The organism is Patescibacteria group bacterium (assembly GCA_041653535.1).
Taxonomy (GTDB): Bacteria; Patescibacteriota; Patescibacteriia; order JACRDY01; family JACRDY01; genus JBAZFH01.
The window spans coordinates 39782-66726 of sequence record JBAZFH010000003.1 but is presented as its reverse complement, the minus strand read 5'-3'; the positions used below and the strand labels follow the sequence as shown (position 1 = coordinate 66726).

The following is a 26945-nucleotide window of genomic DNA, read 5'->3' as shown; positions in this document are numbered from 1 at the left end:
AAATTATTTTCTATACTTTAATTATATCATTTTAGTTCCTTACAGTCAAACCAAAATTTTTAAATTGTTATTTTTAGCCTCAGCATCTTATCCTAACTTCTTATTTTCACGCTTTCTGCTATCCCTAACAACATTAAAGTAAAAATCAAAGAACTGCCGCCGTAGCTAACCAAAGGTAGCGTAACGCCGGTAACCGGCGCGATACCCAGGTTCATTCCAATATTCATGATCATTTGAATAAAAAGTAAAACCATGATTCCCAAAATTAAAAACAAAGCAAAATCGTCACGGCATTTTTTAGCGATCTGACCCAAACGATAAAACAAAAATAAAAATATCGTGAGTAAAAATATCACGCCTAGTAAACCCAGTTCTTCGGCAATAACCGCAAAGACAAAATCGGTTTGCGCCTCAGGCAAAAATTTCAGCTGCGACTGAGAACCAAAAGAAATTCCCATACCAGTCCAACCACCGGAACCGATGGCGATCATCGACTGGGTAACGTTGTAGCCCGACCCCAAAGGATCTGCCGCCGGATTGAGAAAAGTAGTCAGGCGGTCTTTTTGATAATCTAAAAAAACAAAATCCCACAAAACGACAAATGTTAACAGCCCGCCGATAATAAAAATAAGCCATTGATATTTGCGCGGACCGATCAAAAAAATCAATCCTAACCAAATAAAAAATAAAATTAAAGCCGAACCAAAGTCTGGCTGCAACATAGTCAGAACAAATGGTACCAAAACAATCAAACCACTGACAAAAAAATACTTAAATTGATTTAACGGTCGCGGTCGGTGAGAAAAATAATAAGCCAGTATGACAATTACAGCTATTTTTACCAGCTCCACCGGCTGAAAATTTAAAACTCCGAAAGAGAACCAACCTTTAGTACCGCGGATCGTGGAACCAAAAAGCAATACGGCAGCCATTAATATCAGCCCAAAAACATAAAAATATCGGGCATAGCTCTTCAAGATCTGATAATCAATACTGGAAAAAATGAAAAATAAAATCAAACCTAATCCAAAAGCCACGAGCTGTTTAGTCAGTAAATCCCAATTTGGCGTTTCACCCGCCAGAGTTACGCCGTATATAGCCACCAAGCCAAAACAAATTAGCAAAAAAGTGCTTAATGCAAGCACCCAATCAAAACCTCGGGGTCTGGAAAAAAAATTAATCATATTTTATTTTTTCTCGCCGGATCCGCCCTCTATTTGACGAAAAACTTTTTCATTTAAAATATCAACATCTGGAATCACCTCTGTCTTCGACGGAGTGGATAAATTTTGATACCACAAGGTTTCCGCCTCCCGACTTTCGCCAGACGCCAAACCCGGCAAAACAACATAATTTATCGCCGCCAAATCGCTGCCCCGATAAAGTAAAATATAAAAACCCATTTCCCAATAATTAAAAACCGAGTCATTGCGTACCTTAAATTTTGTCTTTGATATGTTAATCCCGGAGTCAGTATTGCTCGGCTCAACAAATTGTATATCACTTACCGTAAACAACGATTTTTCGGCAGCTAACTGTTCAAAATTGGAAATATGTTTCCAACCAATACTCACTACTTCAAAACCAACATTAGTAGGACGAGCGGAAAACTCAACTCCAAAATCAAATAAATATTTTTCCTGCCCGGGCAAAATAAAGGCTTCGTAAATTTTCGGCTCTATCCCCGCCTCTTGCTGTCCGTTGTAAGTAAAATAATATTTTATTGATGCTACCGCCCAATTTTTATTGGCGTTAAAAGCAAAAACAAGAAAATCATAACGATTAGCGCCGGACGACATTACTTTAATATCGGACAACTCTAGTTGGACGGGACGCCAAAAATCCTGCAGTCGCGCCGTACCGTAACCGGCAGTCAGCTGCGACATTGCCCGATCAAACCTGACTTGATCTATAAAAAAATAATTAATCGTTCCATAAAAAACATAACCCCAAAAAATAACGCATAAAGCAATGAGGAGGATTTTAACAATCGCCAACATTTGCGCCTGATGAGCGACATACCAATAGCTTATTTTCAGCTCTTTTTCCGTAAAATCATTAATCTGCTGGTTGGATATATTCATAAAATAGATTAATACCTAAATTATAACATAAAATTTATTAAAGCTAAAATTGCGGTTGATTCGCTTATAATTTATCTGCTGGCGATTTTAAGTGTATTAATTTTTTATAAAAGAAAAGGGAGCGTACGAATACGCCCCCGAATTACCGTTTTTGTGGCGACCGTTCACCAAGCAGGCGAACGTAAAGTCAAAAACCAATACTATCCACGGACGAAGAACCCACCTGAATGGTGACCATAAACATCATTAAGATTGTATGGACCATCAAAAGAGCATTCATCGTCACCATCGGGATAGCTACGACTGATGTATAAGAGCGTTGAAGGATCTAATAAACCAGGCTGCCATCTAATCGCGGAGCAATCCTGGTTGGGCGTTTTAGCTCCAGCCAGAAGCTTTGGATACAGAGCCAGGGTCACACCCGGCTCAATGGCGCCTGCCAACGAAATAAAATCCGGCATTAAAGCTGCCATCTGCTGCTGGGCAATAATATCGAAGCCCTGAAGCGGATAGCACATGATGCCCGGGATCGGGCCTTGCTCCAAATCGGCGACCAGTTTCGCGTGCCGTTCGTCCACGATCTTCGTGTTTTCCGCGAGGTCTTCATGCCGGTTACTGGTAAATTCTCCGTTGTGGAACGCCATTAAATACGCGCGCTCCACTACCGGTAAAATGTGGTTTCTGATGATAATGCCGTGGTCACCAGCCGGCAACTGCGGCAAAATTATTGGAAAGTGCGGACCGGCAAATAAATTCGCGATCTGCGGTTTGCTCGCCATTGACCAGGTCGCAACCCGCTGCTTGATTGCCTCAATGCGTTGTTCAAACTCGACCGGAGTCATCCCAGCCTTCTGCTCAAAAAGCGCTTCCCACATCAGAATAATAGTTGCGTAATTCACATAGCCAGTCAAACCTTCAAAGCGATAATCAGCGCTCGGATCGCAGACGTTCGCGGTTACTACTCCCCGCTGGGGAATGCAACGACCGTTCTTATCCACGAGCACACAAATATCTTCAAGAATAACATTTTTATCACCTTGAAGAACGGCAATCACTTTTTGCACTCCACCCATCTTAGTACCCAAGGCAATCCATTGCTTGTGTGTAAGATCATCAAAACTTTTAACTCTTTTTAAAGAACCCATAATCATTCCTCCTTTTTCAGGCTCGTTGCCCGAAATTTTGCCCCTCCCCGAGGCCCGGGTTTACCCAACATGGGTAATACTAAAATATAGTATAAAACTTTATTCCCGTAAAGTGCTTAACTTGTTAAAATGTTTGTTTACCCCCGTCTGTCACTTGAATTGAATCACTGCAAACGACTATTGTTTAACCAACTATTAATACCATCTTATCCACACTGTTTTTTCGTCTAAATTTAGATAAATTAAAACACCATAAAAAGTGGAAAAAAGGATAAAATTATGCTAAAATAATAACGTAATTTTTAATAAAAACACTACCATATGCCGCAAAAGGAAAATACTAAAATTTCTAAAAAAGCCAAGGAAAACAAACCAAAAAGCACTGCCTATGGTGCTGATCAGATTACCGTTCTAGAAGGTCTTGACCCGGTACGAAAAAGACCAGGCATGTATATCGGCAATACTGCCGAAGCCGGACTGCATCACATGCTCTGGGAAGTTGTCGACAACTCTATTGACGAAGCTATGGGTGGATACGCCAACCACATCACGTTGCGTCTTTTTAAAGATAAGGACGGAGCTGACGTAGCTGCTATTACCGATAATGGTCGCGGTATCCCAGTTGACACTCATAAGGTAACAAAAAAATCAGCTTTGGAAACTGTTTTAACCAAACTCCATGCCGGAGGTAAGTTTGGCGAAGGTGGCTATAAAGTATCCGGCGGTTTGCACGGTGTCGGCGTTTCCGTAGTTAACGCCCTTTCTGAATGGATGAAAGCCGAGGTAAGACGTGATGGCAAAATCTGGGAACAAGAATATCGTCGTGGTAAACCGGTAAAAAACGTCCGCCCCACAGGCAAAACCAAAGAAACCGGCACCACTATCACCTTTCGCCCCGATGCGGAAATATTTTCTGTAACCAAATTCGATCTCAAAACCGTCATCGACCATCTGCGTCAACAAGCCTACCTGACCAAAGGCGTAATGATTACCATTATCGACGATCGTGAGCAGATAAAATATTACTCCAAAAAATTTGCTAAAGACATTTTGCTCCCTGCGGGACATTATACTTTCTATTTCGAAGGCGGCATCGCTTCTTATGTTAAACATCTAAATATCAACAAAGAAGCAAAACATGAAAACATTTTTTATATTGACAAGGAAGTTGATAAAATCCAAGTAGAAGTGGCGCTGCGTTATGCCGAAGATTTTCAAGAAATAGTGCTACCGTTTGCCAACAACATCTATAACCCGGAAGGCGGCATGCATCTGGTAGGCTTTCGCACCGCCATCACCAGGACACTCAACAGCTATGCTAGAAATAAAGGTATCTTAAAAGAAAAAGACGACAATCTTACGGGCGAAGACGTTCGTGAAGGGCTGACGGCAGTTGTATCGATCAAACTTCCCGAACCGCAGTTTGAAGGACAAACGAAAGCCAAGCTGGGAAACGTCGAGGCTCGTACCGCTGTTGAAGCAGTGATGAACGAGCATTTCGCCATTTTTTTGGAAGAAAACCCAAAAGATGCTGAAGCGATCCTGGGTAAATGCTTACTTGCCTCTCGAGCCAGATTGGCTGCTCGCGCCGCCAGAGAAACGGTATTGCGCAAAGGGGCACTAGAAGGTCTGACCTTGCCGGGAAAACTCGCTGATTGCTCTTCACGTAACGCCTCGGAATCAGAGCTTTACATCGTCGAAGGAGATTCCGCCGGCGGTTCGGCAAAACAGGGTCGCAATCGCGAATTTCAGGCTATTTTGCCTTTACGCGGCAAAATTCTAAACGTTGAACGAGCTCGCATCGACAAAATGCTGGCTAATAACGAACTAAAGTCTTTAATTATCGCCATAGGCACAAATTTTGGCGAACAGTTTGATATAGAAAAGCTTCGCTATAACAGAATTATTATTATGACTGATGCTGACGTAGACGGCGCTCATATCCGCACGCTGCTGCTAACATTATTTTATCGCTATTTTCCGGATATTATAAATCAGGGTCATCTATTTATCGCTCAACCGCCGCTCTACTCGATCAAAGTCGGCAAAGATGTTCACTGGGTATTTACCGATGAAGACAAGGACGCCAAAATTAAAGAATTAACCAAGGGCAAAGAAGTTGAAGTGGTAGAAGGCGCGGAAGATAATAATGAAGATGAAACTACCGCCGAAGAGCAGACGGAAAATACCGGCGGCAAGTTTAAAGCCGCGCCCAAAATCAATGTCCAGCGCTACAAAGGTTTGGGCGAGATGAACCCGGAACAACTTTGGTCAACCACTATGAGCCCCGAGACGCGCGTGATGAAAAAAGTTACTATCGATAATGCCGCTTTAGCTGACGAAACTTTCGATATTTTAATGGGATCAGAAGTCGGTCCGCGCAAACGCTTTATCCAAACTCACGCTAAGAGTGTCAAAAACCTAGACGTTTAAAAATATTAAAAATCTGCCTATCTAAAAAAAGACCGACGATTTGACCAAATCGGTCTTTTTTGATAACTTTAAAAATCAACAAAAACATTACAAGGAGGACGTAATGTGGTCATATGAACAGTTCATTAAATTTTTAAAAGACCTAAGGGGTAAAAAGATTCCCAAAAACGTTGAAACGCTGCCCGGACAAATCAACCTTGGTCTGATTGGTCAAATTGCCCAAGAAATGTCCTGGCGACAACAAAAAACAGACCACCGCGAAAGAGGCAGGGTAATACATATCGGTGGAAATTTTTTGCAACGAAAAATACTAATTGACAATCAAGACACCCTGGGATCGGAAAGAGAAGTTTCCCTTTCGTGGTATCAAGATAGTCTGTCGGGACTAACTGTAATTGAAGAAATAATAATACAGGCGAACAACCACAAACGTCAATCAATCGGAAATATTCACACCCATATGGACTTCAAGCCTTTTAGCCCGCAAGACATCATCCAACTGCTAGACAAAGACGCCCCGATACTTCCTAAATTCAAAATCTTGGCTAATGCCAATGCTTTATTTTTGATAATCAGGACTTCATTGACGCCAAAATTTAGTAAAACAGCAGTTGGATTGGTGGAAAAAGCATGGGATAAAGATTTGCAAACCCGTATTTGGACCAACGACAGACATCATGACGCTGTTCAATTTGATGCTCTAGCAGAAAACTGCCGTCGCTGGAACATTGCTCTGTATTTTACTCCGCTTAAGGAAGGATCGACCATCGTCAAAAAAATCACCGCCTAAACATCAAAAAGGTAACGTGCCGTCGTTACCTTTTTTATTTTTATATTTTTTCTTCTTTGATATTATCGACAATATCTTTTGTTAATTTCTCTATCTCCAGCCCTTTTTCCGCCGCCTCAACTTCTGCTATTCGCGCGTGAGTCTCGGGATTTGGCGGTACAAACATCGAACAGCAGTCATCATACGGCTGAGCGGAAATATCATGAGTGCCTATCTTGACTGCCAAATTAACGATATCTTGCTTATCGTCTCCGCAGAGTGGTCGCAATATCGGCATATCAACCGCAGCAGAAACAGCCGTAATATTATCTATCGTCTGAGATGCCACCTGACCAACACTATCACCGGTAATTAATATTTTTATTTTTAGCTTACGAGCAAGTTCTTGCGCCACTCGCAACATCATCCGACGATAAAGTACTACCCGTAGTTTAGCCGGCGCAGACATCACTACTTTTTTCTGAAAATCACCGAAAGCAGAGGTAAACAACCGACCGTCATATTGATAACTATTTAAAACTTCGACGATACGTTTAACATTATCCAAAGAAGCGCGACTGGTATGGGGATAGCTGTGAAAGTGCAAAAAATCTACAATCACTCCGCGCCTAGCCATTTTGTAAGCGGCGACCGGAGAATCAAACCCGGAAGATATCAAACACAGCCCTCTGCCGCTTGATCCAGCCGGCAATCCGCCAGCACCGGAAATTTTATCAAAATAAATAAAAATATCTTTTTCAACAATCTCAATAAAAATTTCTAACTCGGGATTTTTAAGCTTAACCCTTTTTTCTCTTTGCATTTGTTCATAAATATATCCGCCGATTTCTTTTTCGACTTGTGGCGAGTGCAAAGGAAATTTTTTATCTCCTCGTTTGACCGTTACGGCAAAATTTTCAAACTGCTTGTCTTTGATTAAAATTATAATTTCTTTGGCTAACGGCTCAATAACGTCTTTACCCAGTTTAAGACTAACATCGGAAATAAATACTGACCCGTAATTGGCAATGCCAAAAATTTGAGATAACTTTCGAGCAATAACTTCTCCGTTTATTTCACCGCCAAAAAGTACCAAAATCCGACCGTAAAGTTTTTTGATTTTAACATCCCCGACCTCGGTTAAAGACCTTTTGATATTAGTAATTAATTTTTTTTCAAAATAATCACGATTGCCGCCCTTGAGGGCAATCTCGTTATAGTGAATGATAAAAGCTTGACGCATAAAAAATTATAAATCAAAACTCTCTCCGTATCTTGGCATTACCGCGTCGATTCCCAGTTTCTGCCTCAACCCGTCGACAAGCATTGATCTGCGTTTTTCCTCGCCATGAACAACAAATACCTTTTTGGGTTTTGGCGCGCTCATCATTTTCACCCAGTGTAATAATTTTGGCTGATCGGCATGAGAAGAATAAGCACCAATTGCCGACACTTTTGCCTTAACTTCTATTTTTTCCGTACCTATTTCCACCACCTTAGCTCCATCTAAAAGTTTGCGACCCAGCGACCCTTCTACTTGATAGCCTATAATCAAAAGATGATTTTGCGGACTTCCCAGATAGCGCTGCAAATGATAAACTATTCGCCCACCGGTACACATGCCGCTGCCGGCCAATATTATTTTTGGCGCTAATATCTGGTTGATTTTCTTTGACTCCTCTCTGGTTTTTGTATAAACCAGACCGCGAAAATTAAATAAATCATCCCCCGCCTCAATTAACGCTCGCGACTCTTTATCATACATCGCGACATATTTTTTATAGATATCCGTCGCGGAAATAGCTAATGGACTATCAACAAACATAGACACTGGGGGAACTTTTTTATTTTCCACTAAATAATTCATTTCATACAAGACTTCCTGCGTCCGTTCCAGGGCAAAAGCGGGAATCATCAGCACTCCACCCTTACCCACAGACTCAACAACCGCATTATGAAGCATTTTTATACGCATTTCTGCCGGTTCATGAATAATACCGCCATAAGTCGACTCCATAACCACATAATCAGCACCAGAGATGAATTCCGTATCTTCCACTAAAGGCGCCGGCGGATTGCCCAAATCTCCAGAGAAAACAATTTTTTTATCGCCAGCTTTATCAGCGACAACTATTTCAACAATCGCCGATCCTAAAATATGACCGGCATCACGCATTGTTATTTTAATATCCGCGGAAATATTTTCTTGTTTACGATACGACAATGCGACAAATTGCTTCATTAACTCATTAACATATTTATCTAAATAAAGAGGCAGGGCGTTATTGGCAAGCGCTTCTTCAAAAATCACCCTAGCCGAGTCTAACAGCATGATCCTGGCAAAATCAGCCGTTGGCTCTGTGCTATAAATCTTACCGCGAAAACCTTCTTTATAAAGCCGGGGCAGACGACCAATATGATCCATATGAACATGCGTCAAAACGACAAAATCAATGCTTTTGGGATCAAAGCCGAATGGTTCAAAATTTTTGTCTTCTGCAAACTTACCCCCTTGAAACATCCCGCAATCAACTAAAAAACGGCTCTGCTCAGTTTGCACTAAATAGCAAGAGCCGGTTACCTCGCCGCAAGCACCATAAAAAGATATCTTCATACACTATAAGTTATAAAACAAAAAAGCTCAGCTCCTTACTTTGTCTTTTACTCTTTTCCAAATACCACGATGACGGCTGAGTTTTACCAGCTCAGCCAGCGCCACTAAAATAAATACAATCTGCAAAACAATAAATATAACATCACGCAAATAACCGCTATAAGCAAGTAAAAAGGCTCCGCCAAAAACAAAAAACCAGTCTTGTCTTTTTTCATTTTTCACCAAAACACCGATGATAATTCCTACTAAACCAATAACGCCGCAAATTTTAAATAATACCGCCATATGTTTATAATATTTCCTGCACCCTACCCACTAAACCGTTAGTCAGACGAACTTTAATGCCTCGAGGATGAATGGTTTTACTAGTTAAAATGTCTTTAACCACGCCAAGAGTCAATTTCCCCGTTGGCTGATCTTCTTTAAGTACTATCAAAACTTTTATTCCTGGTTTTATAATTTTTCTATTAGTTCCATCGACCATAGATATTACTACTCGATACAACAATCGATCGCTTTTTTTACCAGTTCGCCGAGTTTACCCATAAAACCTTTACGTTCTTTATCGTGCTTATCCAGAGCTTCGCCGTCAATTTTCTGTAAATCATCAGTCTTAACCACGTTCATGTTAATCCCCCAAAAAAGAGAATACAAATCGTAAGCTTTTTGAAACAATTCCAGCGCTTCGTCTTTATTACCCATCTTGTGCTGTTTAGTACCGACTTCCATCAAACGCATCGAAGCGGCGAGCAAATGTTTGGAAATACACCACTGTTCGCCTTCGGGATTTTTGACAATCTTGCGCAGCAAATCACCTCTCATCTGCCTGACCTCTTGCAGCAAGTCAAAATACTCCGGCTTGCCCAATTTAGCGCCGGTAAAAAAGAAATGCTCTTCAATACTAACCAAATTCATAATCGCTATCGACAAATCTTGATCCGAGGACAAATCAAGTTTGTCTTTCTTTTTCATAGTATCGACTTTTTCGATTAACTCGTTCAGATTTTTTACCAAACTGTTTTCTTGACCCTCAATCATATTTTTATCTAGAAATTATAAAATAAAATACCACACTCAAAATAATTAACGGCAAAATCGGCATCACTACCTTCTGAAAAGGAAAATAAGCCTTGCCGCCGTTTCTTTTCTTTAAATATTCATAAAGCATTACTCCGGAAAAAAATAAAATACTACCAAGAGTAATGCCAACCACCATTTTATTTAGTCCCCAAAGATCGCTGCACGGCTTGTCAAAAACACCTTTGTAGTAGAGAGGGATAACAATAATAAGATAATAAAACAATACCGTGATTATTTTTTTGCCGATAAAACGAATATTTTTTCTATTCAGCCAACCAATAGTCCAAAAAATCATTGATACGATCAATCCTCCAACCCACAGTCCTATAATACTATCGTCCACTCCGCACCAACGCGAAAGCTCAATACCAACGCCAACAGTCACGGTACAAACAGGGCAGACAGCCAAAGCCTTCGCCCCGACCAAAAAACTTACAAAAACCGCACCAAACACGGCAAAAAACTTTCTCATATAATAAAAATCTTATTTCTTAGAATATAACTATTATAACAAAAAATCGCCAGGTTGGCGATATTTTTATAAAACTATAGATTAGAAAGAATCAACTAACCCTATAGGTAACGATATGGGTAAAATATTAACTGGGGGCACCGGAGGAACGGGCGGTACGGGAGAAACTTTGGGGATCCTTGGAATTGGTGGTATAGAGAAGGAGTTTTTTAATATATAATCATTGCCGTTTATTTTAAATATCTGTCCTTTAAAATTCCCTTGATAGTCCCACACTAAATTATTTTCCACCCACCCCAAATAAACCCCGTCACGGGAAAAAACATTATTGTTGTAAATAAAGCCTACATAATTACCATCCGATCTAAATATATACATAAATTTAAATTATTTATCGTTTTTAGAATTAACAGGTTCAACAATCTCTTTATGCTCAGGAATATATTTTACCGGTATAGCATATCCGATTCCTAGTTGTAAATTATTTATTATCGCCCCATAAATCTTAACAAGATCTATGCCATGAAGCGAAACGGCACCGACTCTCATATCTTCGACTTTCGACAGTAGATCAGACTGTTCCCTCCTTTTTGCGTTAACAATACCCAACACCCCACCGTCGATATCCAATAATGGACAACCACTGTTACCAGAATTTACAGTACCGTCTATTAAATAGGTCGTTATTCCCGACAGATCTTTTGTTATTGCCGAAATTATACCTTGATGTGTAGTTAAATTCTGCAAGCTCAGAGGGTAACCTGCAAATAAAACCTCCAACCCCTCTTCGACCTTAGTTATATTAGAAGGTAGTAATGGTTCAGTTGTTCCTTCAAACTTCAACAAAGCTAAGTCGTGCTCTTCATCCTTTATCACAACCTTAGCAGGAATAAATTCGCCTCCATCAAATTTTATAAATATAGTATTTGATCCCTTTATAACATGGTTGCATGTGACTAATATTCCCTTCTTTGAAAAAATAAAACCGCTACCCGTACCCATTGGTTTGTTATTGGCATCAAGGGTAGCAATAAAAGCTATACTATTCTTAACATTATTTATGACGCTAACGTAATTCATATCTAAATTTAAATTCCCTACCAAGTTTCACTGTCTCTATAGAGTTTAACATCAAAAATCATTATTTACAACTAAAATTATAATTTATGGCTGGGGAGGAAGGATTCGAACCTTCGAATGCCGCCTCCAAAGGGCGGTGCCTTACCGCTTGGCGACTCCCCAACGAAACAATTATTAATTACAAATCAACAATAGTACCTTACAGTTTGCCCGCCTGCAACGCATTAATTAATAATTACTAATTAATAATTAGTAATTATTTTATACGGATTAGAACCTAAAGTCAAGAGATAACGATTACACTCTTAAATACTTTCCTACCGCCATTAGACTGGCTGCGGTGTTCAACATGCAAATCGCCAAAAACTCAGCGCCGAAAATAACAATAAAATTGTTATTAAAATAACCGATAATATCAAAACTACTGGAAGAAAAAAACTGCGCTAAATGCGGCTGAATAAAACCGAGCAACGGATAAATAATAACAATAGTAATCACGCAACTGACAAAACTAAAAATAACACTCTCCAAAATAAACGGCAAACGAACAAACCAGTTGGTCGCTCCGACCAGTTTTTCGATACCGATTTCCTCTCGATGAGTATAAATCGCCACCCTGACTGTGTTAAAAACAATCAACGCCGAAATCAAAACAAAAATCAATATAAATATAAACGCCACTTTTTCTCCGGTTTTAGTCCAATAAGAAATTTTACTGATCATTTCCTGCCGATCTTCGTAGTTTTTACTGGTAATAGACTGGTTAAACTCCGGCTTATCAAGAGCGCTTAGAATCACGGGATAATTTTCTATTTTGTTAGCCCTGATCTTAAGCGTAGCCCCCAAAGGATTATCTCCCAGTTCGTCAATCGCCTCTAAAATGGTTGAATTGTCTTTGTGAGTTTCTTTAAATCTCGCCAAGGCATCGTCTTGGGAAACAAATTCTACACTGTCCACCTCCGACAAATCCATGATATAGCTTTTCACCTTGTTTATGTCATCAATGGAAGTGTTTGGTTTAAAATAAATACTGACATCAACCTTGCTTTCGATAATTGCCGCAGCGGTGTTAGCCAGATTGTTAAAAACCACTAAAACATTAATGGAAAGCAGGGTCAAAATCAAAATACTGATAGTAACTACTGACAGCCAAATATTGCGGTAAAAATCCTGAACGGCAAATTTGATGATGCGATAGATAAAAGACATAAAAAAATTTATAATACGTATTTACCGCTATGTTGGTCGCCAATCACTTCCCCGTTTTCCATGGTTATCACCCTGCGTTTAACATAGTTAACCACTTCCCTGTCGTGAGTAACCAACAAAACAGTAGTACCAAATTCATTAATTTTTAAAAGTAAATCGGCAATTTCCCTAGTATTAATCGTATCGAGGTTGCCCGTCGGTTCGTCAGCAACTAAAATCTTCGGCCGATGCACCAACGCTCGAGCGATCGCCACGCGTTGCGCTTCACCGCCGGATAATTGTTTCGGATAACGACCGCCCTTTCCTTCCAATCCCACTATCCGCAACACTTGCGGAACAACCGTATGAATACGTTTAGTTGGAGTACCGCAAACCTCTAGCGCAAAAGCGACATTTTCATAAGCGGTTTTTTGCGGCAAAAGTTTGTAGTCTTGAAAAACCACTCCGATCTGCCGGCGCAAAAACGGCACTTCACTGCGCTTAATATCAGTGATGTTCCAGCCACCAACCGTTATCTCTCCTCGATCAGGTGTTTCTTCGGCTATCAGCAAACGAACTAAAGTTGTTTTACCGGTGCCACTCTGACCAACGATAGAAACAAACTCTTTCGGCTTAATATGAAGGTTGATGTTTTTTACCGCCAATATGTTACCCGGATAACTTTTGCTAATATTTTTAAACTTGATCATAATTTATTTTTTGTATTAACCTTTATCGGTTCAACCAAAACGCTAACCAGCCCAGCTCCTTTTTTTGCTATTTTCCCAAAAGCCACCAGATCAAGATCGATCACCCTGTCTGGATGCACGGATCTGTCCGGACCAAAATCGTTTACTTTTACTTCCACCGATTTACTATTTTCAATATTAGTTACCCGCAAAATACTTCCTTTAGGATAATCAGGTGAAGCCGCGCATAAACAACTTTTATAACGATACCAACTCGCTTGTCCCTGAGATATTTTTGTCATGTCGGCTACGACCAAAAAACGAAGGAAAGGTAAATACGCCTTTGCCTCCACCTTTCCCGATTCTATATCTACGATCTTACTCGGCAATTCCTGCCAGCTTTTTCCGTTCCAAAATATAATTTTTTTCAAATAGTCACTTTTGGCACTATCAAGACGAAATAAAATAGCTGTCTTTTTGTCATATTCATTCTTTCCAACTATATCATACTCCCAAAAATCGCTTAGTGCTACAAAATTTTCCGGCAACTGATACAAAATTTCTTTTCGCTTTTTTATCACAATCTCGGTGGATTTTTTAAAAGCACTGTTGCTAATTTCTAGATAAAACCCATCGTCAGGCAAAGCGACGACGTGTTGTCTTTTCTTTAAGATCGGATCAATTATAGATGAATAGATACTTATTCCGTCTTCGCTAACATCGACCGATGCGTCCTGGCTATATATTTTCCCCGGAAAACCGCAAAGCAAAACAATCATTAATAATATAAGTGATATTGATTTTTTCATCTTAAATCTATATAATTTAGGCACCTATTTCACGGGTGCAATCTATTGTTCGCGGGAGTAGTTCAGTGGTAGAATGTCTGCTTCCCAAGCAGAAGGTCGCGGGTTCGATCCCCGTCTCCCGCTCCATAATTCACTATTTTTGCCGGTCACCTTAATTCGATTGACAAAGTAACAGTATCGCCCGACCGCCATAACCTAAGCCCATGTAGCTCAATTGGCAGAGCAACGGTATCGTAAACCGTAGGTTGCCGGTTCAACTCCGGCCGTGGGCTGAGGCTTTGGCAGACGGATAAACTGCAAGTCGTGGGTTCAAACCCAATAGGTGACTCCAAAACCAGTGAAAGCCGTCTCGATAGAATGAGGCGGCTTTTTTAGTATTAACAATTTTTATTTGAAATCAATATATCGCTTAATACTATCTGAATCCTTAACCTCCTGAAGATATGTCGCCAGACTTGGCTTAATCAAAATATGACTGGCTTTTATTTGTTCATCACCGCCTTCAGCAGAACCTTTTTTTTCAGCCACCTTAATAATATGGTATCCGTAAATGGTTTTTACTAAATCGCTAATTTCACCTGGCTGCAATTTAAACGCGGCTTCTTCAAAACCGGAAACCATCTGACCCTTACCGAACCAGTCCAAATCACCACCGTTTGCCTTAGTGCCGGTGTCGTCGCTGTACTGTTTGACTAAAGCAGCAAAATCCTGCTTACCATCTTTAACCTCTTTCAAAACACCCTCGGCTCGAACACGGGTAAATTCCTGAACATCGGGATCCATCTCCGCTATTTCATCAACCTTATTATAAAGCAAATTTTCTCTGATCATTTTTTCCTTAAACTCGCTGACAGACATATTATAATCTTCTTTGATTTTTTCTTCTGCCTTCTTCTCATCATTATCAAAGTAAGGTAATACATCTTTTGTCCAACTCTGCTCGATTTCTATATCAGTAACAACTATTTTATATTTACGAGCTAGTTGTTCTATTAATGTTTTACTTATTAACTGCTCTTCAAGATCTTTACGATTTTGACTATCTGGTGGCACTTGATTGGCGGAAATAGCTCCAAGCTTCACTTGTTGATTGTAATAGTGATTTAAAATCTTATACTCATTATAAAAATCAGAATAAGCGATATATTGTCCATTAGCCTTAGCCATAGGAAAATGAAACGCTGCGGCAATTTTTTCTAAAACCAAATATTTTCCCGGATTGCCATAGAACATAAAAGACGCTGCCGCCACAACAATCGCCAAAGCCACCACTAAACCAATAACCAAACCGATAATAAATTTCTTACGAAATAACCCACGAAACGAAAAATCATTGTCGCTGCCGACAACCTCGGGACTAGTCATCTCCTCATCTTTTGTTTCTGCGGATTTTATCGACTTCATATCCTCTTTTTTAAGGACATTTTTCTTTTTGATCATACTATTGTTTATTTATTATTATTTGATTTAAGACTTGTTTTGTTTAAAAAAATAATACCACCATTTTGACGGATTGGAAAGACCGGCAAAACCGTCTTGTTCTTGATTATTAACTTCGTTTTTACCTGATTGATTTATGACCACAACCTCTTCTCCCGGTTTTTTTAGTCCCATTTTTACCCTTGCCTCTTCTTCGGTAAAGTTTTGTGTGTCAAAATATTCTATTAACTGAGAAAATTCCTGATTTTCTTTTTCGATTTTATTTACTTGTTCCTCTAGAGCATTTACCTGTTTTTGAAGATAATAACGACGAGAAAACTCTCTAATAAAGGAATATGATAAAAATATTAAAAATAATAAACAAACGACCAAAAACCATTTTGATGTCAGTATGCGGCGTGACCAATTTTTCATACCCATTTATTATAGCAAAAAAACAAAAAATGGTTAACTACCTTATAAGGCTTTATCAATATAACGTTTCTAAGCCAAAAAAATTAAATCTGGTCATCGTCTAGGCTCCGTATTTCATTAATTGTCTTTTTAAAATTCTCCTGTTCCAGACCGTCTTTTTTGCGCCCCAAAACCGCGTCGTCTTCGCCAATAGAGCGCTGATCCACATTTAAAGCACGAGACAACCGATGATTTCTTGCATCAGTTATCAATAATTCTATTTTTTGACAAATATTTTGCGGGTTTTTTATACCGAAAATAATAATCCTTGCCTGTCCTTGGGGCAAGGAATAATGAACCGTTCCATATTTTAATATTGACTGAAAAAAACCACGCCGTTGGTAACCAAGGTCTTCGATAAGATCAAGCGGTGCTGGAGATACGGTTCGATCAAACATTCCTCGCTGATCAAAATCAATCAAGCGTTGACTTGTCACCACTAAACAACCAAAATACCATTTAACATAAAATCGACACAGATAATACAAACTAAAAGCCAAAAGCAAGGAAAAAATCACCGGTCCCCACGTATCCCATTGCAACAAAGGATAGAGCAAAAAAAATGGCAGCAAAAGAAAAATTATGACTAACAATATTTGCCACCAATAAATCAATAAATACCGGCGAACAATCATCTGCACCGACTCATCCGAAGCCAGTTCGATATTTCTAATCAACCTTTCATTTGTCATATTTTTTTACCATTATTTTTTGAAATGAAAAAATATTTTACCATCTCTATACAAAGCAAAGCTAAAACGCCGAAAGCAAGCAAAATCAGCCATAACTCAAAATGAAGCGGTACGGTTTTTAAAACCAATTGTAACGGAGACCAATAAACCGCTAAAGCCATCAAACAAAAACCAACAACCACCGAAAGGTTGACATAGCCGTTGGCAAAAGGGTTATACTTCCAAATCGGATAACGTAAAGAACGACAAGCAAAAACGTAAAATAACGAACCGCTAGCCAAACCAACAAACACCACTGTCCTTATTTCGTCCAAACTATAAACCCTAAAATGTAAGAAAAAATAAAATATTGAAAATAAAAAAAGGTTGTTTAAAACCGACATTGAGATAATAATTGATTTCATCTTTCTATCAACCAAAGACTTGTCGCGACCGCGTGGGCGCTCAGACATAATACCTTTTTCTTCAGGATCGGTAGTCAGAGCAAAAACAGGAAAAGCGTCTTCGACGATATTGACCCACAAAATCTGGATCGCAATCAACGGTAAGGGTAAACCAAAAACTATCGAAGCGCCGATCAAAAACATTTCTGTTACCGTACTAGACAAAAGATAAACTAAAACTTTACGCAAATTATCAAGTATCACTCGTCCGCCACGGACAGCATCAACAATGGTACGAAAATTATCATCAAGTAAAATCAAATCCGCCGTTTCCTTGGCAACGTCAGTACCGGATCCAAGAGCAATACCGATATCGGCTGCTTTAATCGCCGGCGCATCATTAACGCCATCGCCAGTCATTGCCACCACTTCGCCTCTGTCGCGTAACGCTTCGACAATTCTAATCTTGTGCCGCGGCTCAACTCTCGCATAAACATTGATTCGACTAACTACTTTAATCAGAGACTTTTCGTCCATTTTATCCAGATCAATACCCTCTAGCGCTGTCTTATCATTTGCTTCAATCCCGACATCTTGAGCGATCCTAACAGCGGTTAAACGATGATCACCGGTAATAAGTATCGGCCTAATACCCGCACGACGACAAATTTCGATAGTTTCCCTGGCATCGGCGCGTAACGGATCGCGCAAAATAAAAATGCCAACAAAAACCAAATCTTTTACTCTGTCTTTTATTTTAACCTTACCGTCTTTAGCCACTTCTTTATAAGCCACCGCCAAAGTCCTATAGCCACGAGCGGTAAGTTGGGCGATTCTTTTCTTCCACACCAGACTATCTTGAGAATTAATCGATTTTATTTGCGAATCAACCAAAATATTGGTACAACGCGACAATACGACTTCTGGCGCTCCTTTAACTAATAGCGTCATCTGATCAGCTAAAAAACCTTTGTTAAGAGTTGCCATAAACATACTTTCGGAAGAAAAGGGCACCTCGTCCAAACGAGAAAAACCAGACTGCAGTTTTTCCGGATTAATGCCTACTTTAATTCCGGCCCGTAATAATGCCTGCTCTGTTGAATCACCCACCAACAACTCTTCTTTACCGTTTTTCTGGATGAAACTGTCGTTGCATAAAACCGCAATTTTGAAAGCCAAGGTTGATTTATCACTAATCTCAATTTTCTTTTTTTCTAAAAAAATTTCATGACCCGGCAATATTAACTTTGCCACCTCCATTTTCCCTTCGGTCAAGGTACCAGTTTTGTCGCTACAAATCACCGTCGTTCCGCCGAGAGTCTCTGCCGCTATCAGTTTTCTTACCAATGATTTTTGTTTCAAAATCTTTTTCATTCCAATAACCAAAATAACCGTCAATGCTATCGCTAATCCTTCCGGAATAGCGGCTACCGCTATCGCCACGCTGACCAAAAACATCTCTAGCTTATCTCTGCCGGCTAAAACTCCGGCAATAAATAGAATAACGCAAACAGTAACCGCGAGCCAAGAAAGAAAAATCGCCAAACGATTTATACTTTCCTGTAATGGTGTTTGTTCCTCTTCTGTTTCTTTCACCATTTCGGCAATTTTACCGATCTCGGTAGCGCCTCCCGTAGCACAAACAACCGCCAGACCTTTGCCCCGAGCTACTACCGTTCCCATAAAAACCATATTATCTCGATCGGAAATCACTGTTTGAATAGATAAAATTCTCAATTTTTTATCGGCTGGTTCCGATTCTCCCGTCAAAGCCGCCTCCACCATTTGGAGATCGTTTATTTTTATCAAACGACAATCAGCCGGCACCTTCATGCCAGGCTCTAAAACTACAATATCTCCAGGTACAATCGAGCTAGCATCAATCATTATTTTAGCTCCACCACGGATAACCAGCGCTTGATAGCTGACTATTTTTTTCAACTGTGCTATAGCCTGGCTTGCTTTGTACTCCTGAAAAAATCCAATAATGCTGTTAAAAATAACCACGGCTAAAATTACCAGAGCGTCTAACCAGTGCCCTAAAGCAGCAGAAACAATACTTGCCAGAAATAAAATAAAAACCAGCGGACTTTTCACTTGGTTAAAAATTATAGTAAAAGCCGTGGTCTTTTTTTCTTCCGGCAGTGTGTTTTTACCAAATTTAAAAATCCGCTTGTTGACTTCTTTTTCCGACAAACCCACGTCTGAGGTTTTTAACACCCGAAATACCTCTGAAATCGACAAAGAGTGCCATGGTTTTTCGCTCATAATTATTTGTATTATAACAAAAAACCGGGTACTTTGGCTACCCAGTTACGGCAAAGCCTAGACGGAAATTCTCAACGCTACCGAAAAATCCATCCGCCCCACTGCCTTAACTTAGATTTAAACAAATAAAAAATGGGTGCTGAGAGGATCGAACTCTCGACGCCCAGCTTAAAAGGCTGGCGCTCTACCACTGAGCTAAGCACCCACGACAATATTATTTTTTAATAAACTCTTTTATAAACTTACTGCTTTTTTGCTTCTTGATATAATACTCTAATTTTATTGCCTCGTTTTTACTTTTAAACCTTTTAGAATAAACCAACTCCCACGGTCTCCTGCTTTTAGTAGCCGCTGAACGACCTTGATTATGTCTTTTAAGTCTTTCTTCCAAATTTGCCGTGCTACCGACATAATAACCATAATCTTTCAAACTTTTCAATATATAAATAAAATACATACCTAGAAAATCGCCTATTTCGCCTACGGCGAAAGCCGAGGCGGAGACTCTCGACGCGGCCGATAAATCGGCCCGCTCTACCACTGAGCTAAGCACCCAAACAACGATTACTAATTATTAATTAATAATTAGTAATTAAAAACTTTTAGAAAAAACTACACAGCTTTTAGCCACATAACGCCTAAAAAACAACTAATCGTCTCAACTTAATAACACGGCGTTATTCTACATTTTTACCACTAAGCTGTCAACTGTAAAATTATCTCGACTAACCGGCTGGCAGCATCTGGTTTTACTAATGACCGGATATTACGTTGCAGGTTGGCTAAATCTGATTGATTATCCAATAAAGATTTTACAAAAGAGACGATGCTTTCCGGACCAAGCTGCCCCTGAGGCAATATCACCGCCGCGTTTTTTTTAGCAAAATAACTGGCATTAGTCTCCTGATGACTATCAGCCATCGGCACTAATATTGTTGCTTTTCCTAAAACCGCCAGTTCAGTCAAAAAACCAAGTCCTGCTCGAGAAATGACTACATCAGCAACTGCTAACGCGTCTTTCATTTCATCAACTAAAAAATCATAATGATGATATCGTGGCGTCGCCACTTCTCCCCCTACAGCGCGACCATCACCAGTAATATGAATCACTTGGCAAAATGTAGTGAGTTGCGGTACAGCGCCAACCACCGCTTCGTTTAACACCAAAGAGCCCGTACCGCCACCGACTACCAACAAAGTCGGTAAACCACCTTCAAGGCTAAAAATTTCTGTCGCCGCTTCTACACTGCCAGACATCAGACTTTGTCGCACCGGATTTCCAACCACTTCTGTTTTATTTTTAGAATATATTACCGCTGATTCAGAAAAGGTTACAGTAATTTTCTCAGCTCTTTTTGCCATTAACTTATTAGCTAATCCCGGAACAATATCCTGCTGATGGATCAACACTGGAATTTTTCCGCTAGCATAGACCACAGGCACAGAGACAAAAGAACCGGCTGACAAAATAATATCTGGCTGCCACTGCTTGATAATCTTGCGGCTCTGAAAATAACCGGCAAGTATTCTAAACGGGTCAACAAAATTTTGCCAGGAAAAATATCGACGTAGCTTACCGCTGTTTATCGCCGCAAAGGAAATATTGTAAGAATCCACTACCATCTTTTCCGGACCATCTACAGTCCCAATCCAAAAAAACTCCGTCTCCGGATATTTAACACGCATATTTTCCACTATTGCTAGCAGCGGCGTAACCGATCCCATAGTCCCGCCACCGGTCAGTAATATCTTCATAGGATTACATCTTACTAAACTTTGAAATATTTGCCAATATCCCTATTGCTGCAAGTGAAGTCATCAACGCCGTTCCACCATAGCTGACAAAAGGCAGTGGGACACCAGTCATCGGCATCAACGAAAGCATGGAGGCAATATTCACAAAAGACTGTAGTACTAGCCAGGAAATAATACCAATGGTTAACAATCTGGCAAAACGATCGGGAGCGGACTTGGCTAACCGTATTCCGCGATAAGCAAAAACTAAAAGTAAAAAGATAAAGATTATTGTAAAGATAAAACCAAACTCCTCGCTAATCACGGCAAAAATAGAATCACCGGTTACCTCGGGTAAATAAGAAAATTTTTGTCGCGAGTGCCCCAGCCCGACACCCCAAAAACCGCCGGAGCCAATGGCAATAAGTGACTGCCAAATATGATAAGCTTGCCCTTGCGGATCTTTTTCTGGATGCAAAAAAGCGGTAAAACGAGCCATACGATAAGGGGCTATTTTTATTAACGCTAATAAACCAGCCAGTCCAGCGACTGCGATAATTATCATATGTCGCCAGCTACCCCCGCCGACAAAATAAACCACCAAAGCAGACAAAATAATAATCGACAACGTACCTACATCTGGTTGTAAAAGCATCAATATCGAGATAATGCCTAGAACCAAGACAAAAGGAATAAATCCGCTTTTCAGGTCTTGTACCTTTCGCTCGCTACGACTATCAAGCCAGGCAGCCAAATAAATCAAAAAAGACAACTTTACTATTTCCGCCGGCTGGAGGGAAAAACCAAATATATTTATCCAGCTTCGCGCCGTACCGTATTCCGAACGTAATCCTGGAATAAAAACTACGGATAAAAGAATAATTGAGCCAACCAGCAAGGGAAAAGCAATTTTTTTTAATTTATCATAGTCAAGGCGTAAAAAGAAAAAAAAGAAAAAAATTCCAGGCAATAAGCCAACCAATATTTGATGTTTCACCAGATAATACGGATCGCCAAATTTCTGATAAGAAATAGGCGCGCCGGCTGAAGATAGGATAGTTAAACCAAATAAAAGCAAAATGGCAATAACACCGATAAGAAAATAGTCTGGCTGGCGTCCGAGAGATTTCATTTTATTTTTTTTACCTGCGCCGTAAATTGATCGCCACGGTCAAATTCATTAATAAATAAACCAAAACTGGCACAGCCGGGGGAAAGCAAAACTATATCCCCCTTTTTAGCTAATTTGTTTGCCGCGGTAAGCGCCGCCACCATACTATCCACTTCCGTCACTGCCCAATAATTAACCTTTAGTAATTCTCTTTTTATTTTTGGCGTGGCGCTCCCTTTAAACAAAATCGTGGCTTTAACGTGCTTTTTTATCGCCGCAGCAAAATCTTTAAAAAAAAGTTTTTTATCGGCACCACCGGCAATCAAAACAATATTTTTTCCTTTGCCTAAAGTGCGTAAGGCGTTAATTGCTCCATCTGGCGCCGTCGCCGCCGTATCGTTGTAATATTTCACTCCACGTAATTCACGTATTAATTCCAATCGATAGGGAATGCCTTTAAATTTTTTAACCACCAAACGGATAACACCAGGTTTAATACCGCAAATCGATGCCAATGCTACCGCCGCTAAAACATTGGAAAAATTGTGGTTTCCCGGTAAAACAATTTCTTTAATTGGTAAAATTCTTTGTTCCCTACCATTATGACGAAACCAAATCCAACCGTTTTTTTGATAACTACCATTTTCTTCCTTAAAATATTTAAGGGAAAACCACAACCTTTTGCCTGGCACGATAGCGCCAAATTTTTTAGTCGGCGCGTTATCTCGATTTAAAATACAAACGTCATCTGATTTTTGATAACGAAAAATTATAGCTTTTGCAGCGACATAATGATCAAAAGACTGGTAACGATTCAGATGGTCAGGAGTGATATTAGTTATCAAACTAACATGGGGACTAAAACCACAAGCATCCAAACCCTCTAGCTGCCAAGATGACAGCTCTAGAATCACCGAACCGTCTTTTTTTATCTTGGATAAAAAATCAAGCGGCGAAACACGGATATTTCCTGCCACCACTGGCGCACGACCTGCTGCTTTAAAAATTTCACCAACCAAGGTGGTGGTAGTGGTTTTACCCTTAGTGCCGGTAATACCAATGATTGGCGCTGGGCAATTTTTGACAAACAAAGCAATGTCGGTATCAACCGGCACTTTATTTCTGGCAGCTATTTTAAGAAATTCTGAATCGTCAGGAACTCCAGGATTTTTGACAATCAAATCTGTTTTGATAAAATCATTTTTGTTATGCCGACCTAGAACATATTTGACGGGTAATCCTTTAAGCTTAGCGATCGAAGATTTAAGCTGTTCCTTGTTTTTAAGGTCGGTAATAGTAACTTTAGCTCCGGATTTAACCAACCATCTAGCAACCCCCACTCCTCCGCCGTGCAACCCGAGTCCCATGACTAATACTTTTTTATTTTTTAGATTCATAAAAAAATTGAAAAATGAAAATTATCCAGAACATTTAATTTCCAATTTATAATTTCTTTTATTTTTAAAACGTCTTATCTATCAAAAACAATACTACTCCTACTACCGCCGTCACCCCTCCGATCAGCCAAAAACGCATCACTACCTTATATTCCGGCCAACCAATCGCTTGAAAATGATGATGAATCGGCGTAGAGAAAAAAACTTTTTTCCCACCGCGCAATCTTTTTGAGAATAATTGAATAATAACAGAAACCGACTCAAGTAAGGGAACGAACGCAATAACAGGAAGAAGTAAGACTGAATTAGTCAAAAAGGCAACGACAGCTAAAGTGGTCGTAAGACCTAAAATGCCGGTTTCGCCTAGATAAAACCGCGCCGGCGGAATATTAAACCAAAGAAAAGCCAATAACGTCCCGGCAATTACCCCGCAAAACGCTGCCAGGTTAAATTTACCAGAAGCAAAGGCGATCGCGCCAAAGGCCACAAACATCGTAGCAAACAATCCCCCAGCCAAACCATCGAGACCGTCAGTAACACTGGTACTAAACATTGCCAGCATCACCGCCACAAAAAATGGAATAAACGTCCAACCCAGTACCAGCGACCCGTCAAAAGGAATATGTAAAACGTCCCAACCCAGTTTGTAATAAAACCACCAGGCGCCTACGAATCCAATAATAGCTACCAGTAACAGCCGATGGCGAAACCGAATACCGCCACCTTTTCCTTTTTCACCGAAACCCTTAACCACCAAAATGTCGTCCAGCAGTCCGATCAAAGAAGCGCTAATTAAAGTAAAAAGCGGCAACCATGTTTCCGCCCTATTTAAAAAATTTAAATTAGTAAACCAGGAACAAGTAGAAAAGATCGGACAAAAAATCATGAAAACAAAAGAAAAAATTAAAGTTGTTACCCAAACGAGTAATCCACCCATTCGCGGAACATTAGTTTCTTTGTCTTTATGCAACTGACTAAAAATAGGCGTAGCGCTACCGTCCGGCGCGACAGTCCGAACGGTTTTTTTCCAACATTTATATTTATACAAAAAATGAGTTAGTAACGGCGTCCATAGCATAGAAAAAACAAAAGCGGCAGTGGTCAGAACAACAATTTTTATCACCGGTAAATATTGCATAAAATAGTTTAAAAATTAAGCCATAATAAAAGACTGCCACCGATTAAAAGCAGCAGCTCGACCAAAATTGATACCGCGCCCAAGAAATATCCAAGTATCTGTTCGCGCTTATAAACAAAAAATAAGAGGCAAAAATTGGTTAGCAGCAAAAAGCTTCCTACCGCCGGCATAATATAAAGATTGTACCAACTTCCGAGTAAGTCGATGCCAAAATAAATATTATAGTGTAGAATAATCTGATCCGTCCCGGAATCGACAAATACAATAAAAATAATATAAAGCGCGAGATTTAAAATCAAAGAAAATAAAAACAGGAAAATTGCTATCTTATCCTGTAAATAAATAACTCTTAGTTGGGTCTTGAGATTTGACCAAAAAATAAATAGCTGGGAAATCATAAATACCCATTTATACCTTACAAAGACATTTTAACATAATTAACGGTTTTTACCAAATTTATTGAGAAGCTATCTTCCGCAGTTTACTTACTATTTTTGGAATAACTTTGACAAAATCATCAATATCTTTTTCTGTATTATATTTACCTAGGGTAATACGCAGACTACCATGTGCATCCAAGTGAGAAAGATCCAAGGCCAACAAAACGTGGGAGGCTAACAATGACCCCGAAGCACAAGCCGATCCAGTTGACACCGCAAAACCTTCCATGTCAAGCATTAAAAGAGCGCTTTCGCCTTCAATGTTTTTAAAACTAACATTCAAATTGCTGGGTACGCGTTGTTCTTCGTCTCCATTTAGCACGGCATTAAGTTTTTTTTCCTCTATTTTATGCCAAAGGGTATCACGTAGTTTTTTTATTTTTTCGTTATCTTTTTTATGCTTTTTATCGCCAAGAAGTTCTACTGCCTTGCCAAAACCAACAATGGCCGGAACATTGAGTGTGCCTGGTCGCAAACCGTACTCTTGATGACCGCCATACTGAAAAGCTTTTATTGGCGTACCACGGCGAACATACAAAGCGCCTATTCCCTTCGGACCATAAATTTTATGCCCAGACAAAGAAATCATGTCAACATGCAAATAATCCGCATTGCATGTTAAATAATTCGCTCCTTGCACGGCGTCAGTATGAAAATAAATCTTGTTATTTTTTCTTTTTTCATTTTCCTTTTCTATCATCTTTCCGATATCGCGAATTGGCTGGATTGTACCAATTTCATTATTAACATACATAACCGTTACTAAAACGGTATTATCTTTGAACAATTTTTTTATCGCTTCGACCGAAACCAATCCTTTTTTATCTACCTTAGCATAAGAAATTTCAGCCTTACCCTCTTTTTCCAGATTTTTACACACTTCCAAAACAGCCGGATGCTCAATATTGGAAGTGATAATATGGGGTTTTTCTAATTTACTTGCTTTAATAATGCCAATAATAGCAAGATTATCAGCTTCGCTTGCGCCAGAAGTAAAAATCACTTCTTGCGCGGAAGAACCAAAAAACAGCGCTAACGCATCACGCGAACGATCAACACCATTCACCGCATCTTGACCAAAAGTATGAAGCGACGAAGCATTACCAAAATTTTCCTTCATATACGGCAACATCGCCCTTAATACCTCGGGATCGATTGGTGTAGTTGCTGCATGATCAAAATATATTTTATTTTTTTGCACCATAAATAATAGCTACAAACCTTAAAATAATTTAAACCCCTTCTACTTTTTTTACCCCTTTTACTTTTTCTTTCAAAAAATTTTCAATACCTTGCTGAAGTGTTACTTGCGCCATAGAACAACCAACGCACATCCCTTGCAACTTCACCTTAACCAAACCTTTTTTTTCATCTACAGAAACTAGCTTAATATTACCGCCATGGGCTTGTAAACTAGGTCGCGCAACAGCTAAGGCAGCTTGAACGTATTTTTTAAAATCACTTGTCGGCAATTTTGACCCGGTTTTAGTTCTAACCTTTTTCGCAACCTTGTTTTTAATCATATA

27 protein-coding genes and 4 tRNA genes are annotated in these 26945 nt (G+C 39.7%); 4 read left to right on the top strand and 27 right to left on the bottom strand.

Annotation, left to right across the window (positions count from 1 at the left end; all coding sequences use genetic code 11):
- Positions 1-92: 92 nt before the first annotated feature.
- From rodA to WC310_03875, 3 genes are all read right to left on the bottom strand, one after another.
- The gene (gene rodA, locus WC310_03885; GenBank protein ID MFA5358929.1) at positions 93-1184 is read right to left on the bottom strand and encodes a rod shape-determining protein RodA; all 1092 of its coding nucleotides are present in this window, start codon (positions 1182-1184) and stop codon (positions 93-95) included.
- A gap of 3 nt (positions 1185-1187) precedes the next feature.
- On the bottom strand, positions 1188-2084 hold the full coding sequence (locus WC310_03880; GenBank protein MFA5358928.1) for a hypothetical protein: 897 nt from the start codon (positions 2082-2084) through the stop codon (positions 1188-1190).
- Between the two features lie 200 nt (positions 2085-2284).
- A complete protein-coding gene (locus WC310_03875) occupies positions 2285-3229 on the bottom strand; it encodes a hypothetical protein (protein ID MFA5358927.1) in 945 nt (314 codons plus the stop codon).
- A 321-nt stretch (positions 3230-3550) separates the two neighbouring features.
- Between WC310_03875 and gyrB the strand changes: the two genes are divergently transcribed.
- Positions 3551-5662: a DNA topoisomerase (ATP-hydrolyzing) subunit B gene (gene gyrB / locus WC310_03870; GenBank protein MFA5358926.1), complete on the top strand. Its 2112-nt coding sequence runs from the start codon at positions 3551-3553 to the stop codon at positions 5660-5662.
- 103 nt (positions 5663-5765) lie between these two features.
- Positions 5766-6452, top strand: a complete 687-nt coding sequence (locus WC310_03865; GenBank protein ID MFA5358925.1) for a hypothetical protein — start codon at positions 5766-5768, stop codon at positions 6450-6452.
- A 40-nt stretch (positions 6453-6492) separates the two neighbouring features.
- On the opposite strand, the gene thiI is transcribed toward WC310_03865, so the two are convergent.
- From thiI to WC310_03810, 11 genes are all read right to left on the bottom strand, one after another.
- Positions 6493-7674, bottom strand: coding sequence for a tRNA uracil 4-sulfurtransferase ThiI (gene thiI, locus WC310_03860; GenBank protein MFA5358924.1), 1182 nt, complete (start codon positions 7672-7674; stop codon positions 6493-6495).
- Positions 7675-7680: 6 nt separating this feature from the next.
- On the bottom strand, positions 7681-9045 hold the full coding sequence (locus WC310_03855; GenBank protein ID MFA5358923.1) for an MBL fold metallo-hydrolase: 1365 nt from the start codon (positions 9043-9045) through the stop codon (positions 7681-7683).
- A 27-nt stretch (positions 9046-9072) separates the two neighbouring features.
- Entirely contained in the window at positions 9073-9330 is a 258-nt protein-coding gene (locus tag WC310_03850) for a hypothetical protein (protein ID MFA5358922.1), read from the bottom strand.
- 4 nt (positions 9331-9334) lie between these two features.
- Positions 9335-9529 (bottom strand): YwbE family protein, encoded by a 195-nt coding sequence (locus WC310_03845; protein MFA5358921.1) that lies wholly within the window; start codon positions 9527-9529, stop codon positions 9335-9337.
- Positions 9530-9537: 8 nt separating this feature from the next.
- A complete protein-coding gene (locus WC310_03840; protein ID MFA5358920.1) occupies positions 9538-10083 on the bottom strand; it encodes a hypothetical protein in 546 nt (181 codons plus the stop codon).
- Positions 10084-10087: 4 nt separating this feature from the next.
- Complete coding sequence (locus WC310_03835) at positions 10088-10597, bottom strand: hypothetical protein (GenBank protein ID MFA5358919.1); 510 nt, start codon at positions 10595-10597, stop codon at positions 10088-10090.
- A 387-nt stretch (positions 10598-10984) separates the two neighbouring features.
- A complete protein-coding gene (locus tag WC310_03830) occupies positions 10985-11677 on the bottom strand; it encodes a trypsin-like peptidase domain-containing protein (GenBank protein ID MFA5358918.1) in 693 nt (230 codons plus the stop codon).
- Between the two features lie 87 nt (positions 11678-11764).
- Positions 11765-11839, bottom strand: a tRNA-Gln gene (locus tag WC310_03825).
- Positions 11840-11974: 135 nt separating this feature from the next.
- The gene (locus WC310_03820) at positions 11975-12886 is read right to left on the bottom strand and encodes a permease-like cell division protein FtsX (GenBank protein ID MFA5358917.1); all 912 of its coding nucleotides are present in this window, start codon (positions 12884-12886) and stop codon (positions 11975-11977) included.
- Positions 12887-12894: 8 nt separating this feature from the next.
- On the bottom strand, positions 12895-13575 hold the full coding sequence (ftsE, locus tag WC310_03815; protein ID MFA5358916.1) for a cell division ATP-binding protein FtsE: 681 nt from the start codon (positions 13573-13575) through the stop codon (positions 12895-12897).
- The gene (locus tag WC310_03810; protein ID MFA5358915.1) at positions 13572-14363 is read right to left on the bottom strand and encodes a septal ring lytic transglycosylase RlpA family protein; all 792 of its coding nucleotides are present in this window, start codon (positions 14361-14363) and stop codon (positions 13572-13574) included. The genes ftsE and WC310_03810 overlap by 4 nt, the downstream gene beginning before the upstream one ends.
- Before the next feature lie 51 nt (positions 14364-14414).
- Here WC310_03810 and WC310_03805 point away from each other — a divergent pair.
- Both WC310_03805 and WC310_03800 read left to right on the top strand, forming a co-directional pair.
- Positions 14415-14489 (top strand) — tRNA-Gly (locus WC310_03805).
- A 73-nt stretch (positions 14490-14562) separates the two neighbouring features.
- A tRNA-Thr gene (locus WC310_03800) sits at positions 14563-14635 on the top strand.
- 115 nt (positions 14636-14750) lie between these two features.
- Here the strand turns inward: WC310_03800 and WC310_03795 are convergent.
- The 13 genes from WC310_03795 to WC310_03735 all read right to left on the bottom strand — a co-directional run bounded on the left by WC310_03795 (position 14751) and on the right by WC310_03735 (position 26942).
- On the bottom strand, positions 14751-15803 hold the full coding sequence (locus WC310_03795; protein ID MFA5358914.1) for a peptidylprolyl isomerase: 1053 nt from the start codon (positions 15801-15803) through the stop codon (positions 14751-14753).
- Between the two features lie 27 nt (positions 15804-15830).
- A complete protein-coding gene (locus tag WC310_03790) occupies positions 15831-16223 on the bottom strand; it encodes a septum formation initiator family protein (GenBank protein MFA5358913.1) in 393 nt (130 codons plus the stop codon).
- Between the two features lie 77 nt (positions 16224-16300).
- Positions 16301-16948 carry a hypothetical protein gene (locus WC310_03785; GenBank protein MFA5358912.1) on the bottom strand — a complete coding sequence of 216 codons (648 nt, stop codon included), beginning with the start codon at positions 16946-16948 and terminating at the stop codon, positions 16301-16303.
- Complete coding sequence (locus WC310_03780; GenBank protein ID MFA5358911.1) at positions 16945-19599, bottom strand: HAD-IC family P-type ATPase; 2655 nt, start codon at positions 19597-19599, stop codon at positions 16945-16947. The genes WC310_03785 and WC310_03780 overlap by 4 nt, the downstream gene beginning before the upstream one ends.
- A gap of 133 nt (positions 19600-19732) precedes the next feature.
- Positions 19733-19804 (bottom strand) — tRNA-Lys (locus tag WC310_03775).
- Positions 19805-19813: 9 nt separating this feature from the next.
- Entirely contained in the window at positions 19814-20056 is a 243-nt protein-coding gene (locus WC310_03770; protein MFA5358910.1) for a GIY-YIG nuclease family protein, read from the bottom strand.
- Between the two features lie 239 nt (positions 20057-20295).
- Positions 20296-21354 carry an undecaprenyldiphospho-muramoylpentapeptide beta-N-acetylglucosaminyltransferase gene (gene murG / locus WC310_03765; GenBank protein MFA5358909.1) on the bottom strand — a complete coding sequence of 353 codons (1059 nt, stop codon included), beginning with the start codon at positions 21352-21354 and terminating at the stop codon, positions 20296-20298.
- A 4-nt stretch (positions 21355-21358) separates the two neighbouring features.
- A complete protein-coding gene (ftsW, locus tag WC310_03760) occupies positions 21359-22465 on the bottom strand; it encodes a putative lipid II flippase FtsW (GenBank protein ID MFA5358908.1) in 1107 nt (368 codons plus the stop codon).
- Positions 22462-23841 (bottom strand): UDP-N-acetylmuramoyl-L-alanine--D-glutamate ligase, encoded by a 1380-nt coding sequence (gene murD, locus WC310_03755; GenBank protein ID MFA5358907.1) that lies wholly within the window; start codon positions 23839-23841, stop codon positions 22462-22464. Before murD ends, ftsW begins: the two co-directional genes overlap by 4 nt.
- A gap of 64 nt (positions 23842-23905) precedes the next feature.
- Complete coding sequence (locus WC310_03750; protein ID MFA5358906.1) at positions 23906-24979, bottom strand: hypothetical protein; 1074 nt, start codon at positions 24977-24979, stop codon at positions 23906-23908.
- An 8-nt stretch (positions 24980-24987) separates the two neighbouring features.
- Positions 24988-25377, bottom strand: coding sequence for a hypothetical protein (locus tag WC310_03745; protein MFA5358905.1), 390 nt, complete (start codon positions 25375-25377; stop codon positions 24988-24990).
- Positions 25378-25435: 58 nt separating this feature from the next.
- Positions 25436-26623, bottom strand: a complete 1188-nt coding sequence (locus WC310_03740) for an aminotransferase class V-fold PLP-dependent enzyme (protein MFA5358904.1) — start codon at positions 26621-26623, stop codon at positions 25436-25438.
- Positions 26624-26651: 28 nt separating this feature from the next.
- Positions 26652-26942, bottom strand: a complete 291-nt coding sequence (locus WC310_03735) for a NifU family protein (GenBank protein MFA5358903.1) — start codon at positions 26940-26942, stop codon at positions 26652-26654.
- Between the last annotated feature and the right edge of the window lie 3 nt (positions 26943-26945).